The sequence below is a fragment of the Oleiphilus sp. HI0080 genome (genome assembly GCF_001635135.1).
On the sequence record NZ_LWFU01000493.1, the window covers coordinates 1 to 4731 of the forward strand.

The window sequence follows — 4731 nt, forward strand, 5'->3', positions numbered from 1 at the left end:
GGCATTTGGCACACCAAACCTAACGAGGTTCGTCGGTTTACTCGTCGTGCTCACTGGCGTCGTTTCCTGTGCGACACTCGCCAATGGATTCGTAGGTTATCTGCAGACCTTCATCGAAGTGCCGGCGGCGATTGCGGTCATCTGTGTTGTGGTGTTCATGACGGGGCTTGCACTTTGGGGTATTGCAGAATCACTGTGGGCAGCGACGATCGTCACCTTAATTGAAATCGGCGGCCTCATACTCGTCGTGTTCGTTGGCGGCGGACAGATAGATGCGACCAACCTCTCCATTGAAGCGCTCTTTGTTCCAACATCCCTAGACGAACTTGCGCTTGTTCTCGCTGGCGCATTCCTCGCGTTTTACGCCTTCGTTGGGTTTGAAGACATGGTCAACATTGTTGAGGAGGTCAAAGAGCCCGAAAGAAACATGCCCAAGGCGATCATTTTGGCATTACTGATATCATCCAGCCTCTATATTTTAGTCGCTCTCGTCGCGATTCTTGGCATGCCTCTAGACACGCTCGCAGCCTCAGAGGCTCCGCTAAAGCACCTGCTAGAGATACACAGCGCCGAGATGGGACAATGGATCTCTGTGATCAGTCTTTTCGCCATAGTAAACGGTGTGCTCACTCAAATCATTATGGCATCTCGTGTGCTGTATGGTATGGCCAATCAGCAGCGTCTTCCTATGGTGTTTGCTGCGGTTTCCTCAAAAACCAAAACACCTTGGGTGGCCACCATCACTGTCGCCTTAATCGTTCTAGTGCTAGCCCTTGGCCTACCGCTGGTCACGCTTGCCGCCTACACCAGTTTTAGTGTTTTGTGCGTTTTCACACTTGTGAATGTTGCACTCCTTAAGCTGCGCAAAAGGCCAGACCTCGCAGCAAAAGCACCTAACATTATTTCCTTCCCAAAGGTCGGTGCCGGGCTTTGTATTTGTTTGCTTGTCTTTCAGTTACTCTACGTGCTTTGAGGAAATGTCAGTATACTTTACACATACGAGCAGGCACTGCCCGCTTCATTCATAAGAAATATATATTGATCAGTAAGTTAGGAATCATGGCTGCAAAATTGCTAGGTTCACTTCCTCGATTTCTAGTAATGAGCATCTCAATCTTTATTTGGAGTATTCACCATGTACACACGGTTGATCGCTATCGCATCGGCAGTACTTGTAAGCGTAAGTGCACACGCAGGCATTATTTTTCAGGACAATTTCGATTCAGAGGGAACGCAAACGTCGCACCTTAACTACAATGGCTTCACAAACTGGACAGTCAGCGATGGTACCGTTGATCTGGTCGGCATGCCGAATGGCTGGGGTATTGATTGCGTAGGTGGTACAGGAAAGTGCGTTGATCTCGACGGCAGCACACGCGATGCGGGCGTATTCACAAGTACATCCATTGCACTAGCTGCTGGCACATACGAGCTAAGCTTCGATATCTCAGGCAACCAACGCAACAACACAAATGATGGAACGTCGGTCTCTTTGGGTGGTTTCTTTGATCAAGTGTTTGTTTTGAATGGCAGCGATCCTTGGCAAACCGTGACGCACCAGTTTGTTGTTACAAACGACACAAGCGACTCAATCATTTTTAATCACGGCGGCGGCGACAACATCGGCATTATGCTTGATAACGTAATGCTTAGCTCTGTGGACGTTCCAGAGCCAGCCAGCCTTGTGCTCCTTGGCCTTGGTCTTCTTGGCTTGGGCGCTGCAAGAAAGCGTTAAGCGATGACTACTTAACGCTACCGTTGTAAAGAAAAGGCGCTTCAATTGAAGCGCCTTTTTATTATTGTTGCTACTTAAACCCTTAAACCCTTCATTAACTTGCCAGTTCTTTCAGGTAAGCGCGCCAACCACCAAGTTGGGTAATCTCTTTCGAGCCCTCCAAGCCATAAGGCTCACAGATAAAGCCAGAGACATAAGAGCCGTCTTGAAGTCTCACTTTTCCGATACCTAAGGGTGCCGGAATGCCTGCCACGAAACTACCAAAGTGTTCGCTGGGAACCCGCCATATCTCCACATCAATCGCTGCGCCTTGCTGTTCATCCAGTACCAAACCCGGGCGAAAAGGAGGCCCCCCTGCCAAAGCATACATTCGGTACACTGAGGCTGTTTGAGTACACTCTTTTAGCGTCGCGCCGCGCTCAGTTAACTGCCAGTTCAACGGCAAGCCTTTTAAATGCGCGCCACACACCAGAACGTCGATGTGTTTCGGTGATGCGACTGGATTTACTGGCAAAGACTCACGCGACTCGCCCAACGCGCCTAACGGCAGGTCAAACATCGTTTCGAACCGCTTAGCGATAGACAAAAGTCGACGATCACCGAAAGCCGGTGCCACCAATGTCACCCCAAACGGCAGGCCCTGCTGAGTGAAGACTGTCGGTAACGCCAAGCCGCTCATGTCCAGCAAATTCATAAAATTTGTATAGTGCCCAAGCTGACTATTCCTAAGAACTGGCTCTTCTAACAATTCATCCACTGTAAAAAAGCGTCCCGCCGTTGGCGTGAGCAAGCAGTCAAATCGGTCTAAGATTGCGTCGCACTCTTGTTTGAGCTCTTGCAAACGATACTGAGCCGTAAACAAATCACTCGCCAATGCATCCTTGCCCGGTTCTATGATGCCGCGAACCACCGGGAACATCACCTCAGGTGAGTCGTCAATTAAAGGCTGGGTTGCAAGATAGCGTTCGGTGACCCAAGGCCCCTCGTACAATAGCTTGGCAGCCTCTACAAACGGGGCAAAATCAAGCTCTTCAAATTCAATACTGGCATCTTCACGCAAGATCTTTAAGGTATCTGAATATGCATTTGCATAACCCTCATCGCCGAAAAAGGCTAGCTGATCCGAGCGAATCAAGCCAATGCGCAGCGGACCCGAGCGCTCTCCATATTGTCGAGTTTGATTATAAAAGGGGTTCTCTCGGCTATAACCATCATCACAATCTACTCCTTCTGCGATGCTCAGCACGGTGTTCGATTGATCCGCGGTCAATGCAAAGATAGTCATACAATCAAGGCTTCGACAAGCGGGCAGCATGCCCGATGCTGAAAGCAAACCACGGGAGGGTTTGACGCCATAAAGATTATTTAAACACGCCTGAACCCGTGCTCTTAAAAGAGGTAGGTCGAATGCTCTCGGACCAGTCATCGCGCTAACACACTATCGTTATGTTATGAATGTTAAGCGATCGGAACCCTAGCGTTCGATTTAACAGATTTTGATGCCCAGTATGTCAAGGGTACGGACACTTAGAGATATAGCAAAGGTCGAGCCAACGATAATTTACATAGCAAAATCAACAGATTACAACAATTTCTCGTTGATCAGGCTTCAATTTAAAGCACCATAAGATTCCGATAACACGTCTATCGCACCATTACAGTGCGCCATTAAAGTGCACCCAAGAAGCCAATCGCCACGGGAAGCCCTACCGTTAAACGAAACAGTCAATTCGACTGGAGCGCTGGCGAATATCGCTCAAATCGCGTTACCCTAGGCATCAACAGCATGAAGTATGTTCTTCAAAGCAATCCGCTTAACTAACCTCGTTAACAGCAAGCATCAATTCCATGAAAAGCACGCTCACCGTTACCTGCCCTGATCAGCGCCAATTAGCAATGACTCAGTTCAAACCCCATGCTCCGATAGGATCTGTCGTGATCGCTAGCGCATTCGGAGTCGCACAATCCTTCTATTGGCCTCTTGCAGAGTTTCTATGTGGGCAAGGTTATACCGCCTATTGTTTTGACTATCGCGGCACAGGGAAGAATGAAGACATGGTGGCCAACGGGTTTTGCCTAAGGGAGTGGGCCACTCAAGACATTGAGGCCGCACTTTGTAACTCCTTGGAAACGGACCAGCCAGTGCATTTCATCGGCCATAGTGTTGGAGGACAAATACTGGGACTCGCACCTTCAAGTAAAAAACTAACAAGCGCCATTTTTATCGCCGCCTCTGCACCCTATTGGAAACGCTGGCCACGCTTAGCAGACGGTTTAAAAATCCGGGTTAATGCTGGGTTCATTCTGCCTCTCGTCAGCAAACTCTATGCGCGTTTCCCATCCCAGAAGTTTGGGCTTGGTAATCAGGATTTACCATCAAGTGCCGTTCGACAATGGGCGTCATGGATGCGCAAGCCCAACTACCTGTTCGATGATATTTTTGGCTTAGATTGCTCTGCCTATAAAGAGATAGATATACCGATACTTTCGCTTGCTTTTAGCGATGACCTACTCGCTCCGCTCGAAAACATAAATCACCTACTCGGCTTCTTTGAAACCGCCGATTGCACCGTCAAGCAAATCAAACCGAAAGACATAGGCGCAAAGCACATTGGCCATACCGGCTTTTTCAAAGAGAAATTCAAAGACTCGCTCTGGCAAAATACTCTCGGCTTTATAAGCACAAATAAAGTGCACACAGCGACGCCATACACCAAGATTCCATCTGAGCATAAGACTCACAACGAAGAAGCAAGCGCATGAACCAGTATTTAAAAATGTTTGAACAAATGGGACCAGAAGGCTTCTCAGCGGGTGTCGCACAACTTGCTCCTTACTTCTCGACCATCGACCCCTTGGTCACGGAAATAAGACCTGGTTACTGCGAGGCGGTGTTAAAGAACCAGAAAAAAGTACATAACCATCTTGGCTGTATTCATGCCATTGCCATGTGCAATGCCGCTGAACTTGTTGGCGGTATTGCGACCGAAGTTTCG

Annotated in this window: 5 protein-coding genes; 4 read left to right on the forward strand and 1 reads right to left on the reverse strand. The window is 48.6% G+C overall.

Going from position 1 to position 4731, the window contains the following annotated elements; genetic code table 11:
* Both A3751_RS10375 and A3751_RS10380 read left to right on the forward strand, forming a co-directional pair.
* Window positions 1–973: APC family permease (locus tag A3751_RS10375; protein ID WP_068455421.1), on the forward strand; the 973-nt coding region annotated here is incomplete at its 5' end.
* 162 nt (window positions 974–1135) lie between these two features.
* Window positions 1136–1735, forward strand: a complete 600-nt coding sequence (locus tag A3751_RS10380) for a PEP-CTERM sorting domain-containing protein (RefSeq protein ID WP_068455423.1) — start codon at window positions 1136–1138, stop codon at window positions 1733–1735.
* 94 nt (window positions 1736–1829) lie between these two features.
* Here A3751_RS10380 and A3751_RS10385 read toward each other — a convergent pair whose 3' ends face one another.
* Window positions 1830–3161, reverse strand: coding sequence for an allophanate hydrolase (locus A3751_RS10385; RefSeq protein ID WP_068455434.1), 1332 nt, complete (start codon window positions 3159–3161; stop codon window positions 1830–1832).
* A gap of 422 nt (window positions 3162–3583) precedes the next feature.
* Here A3751_RS10385 and A3751_RS10390 point away from each other — a divergent pair, with 422 nt between their 5' ends.
* Entirely contained in the window at window positions 3584–4498 is a 915-nt protein-coding gene (locus A3751_RS10390; protein ID WP_068455437.1) for an alpha/beta fold hydrolase, read from the forward strand.
* On the forward strand, window positions 4495–4731 hold a 237-nt coding region (locus A3751_RS10395), incomplete at its 3' end, for a DUF4442 domain-containing protein (RefSeq protein WP_156492372.1). The genes A3751_RS10390 and A3751_RS10395, both read left to right, overlap by 4 nt.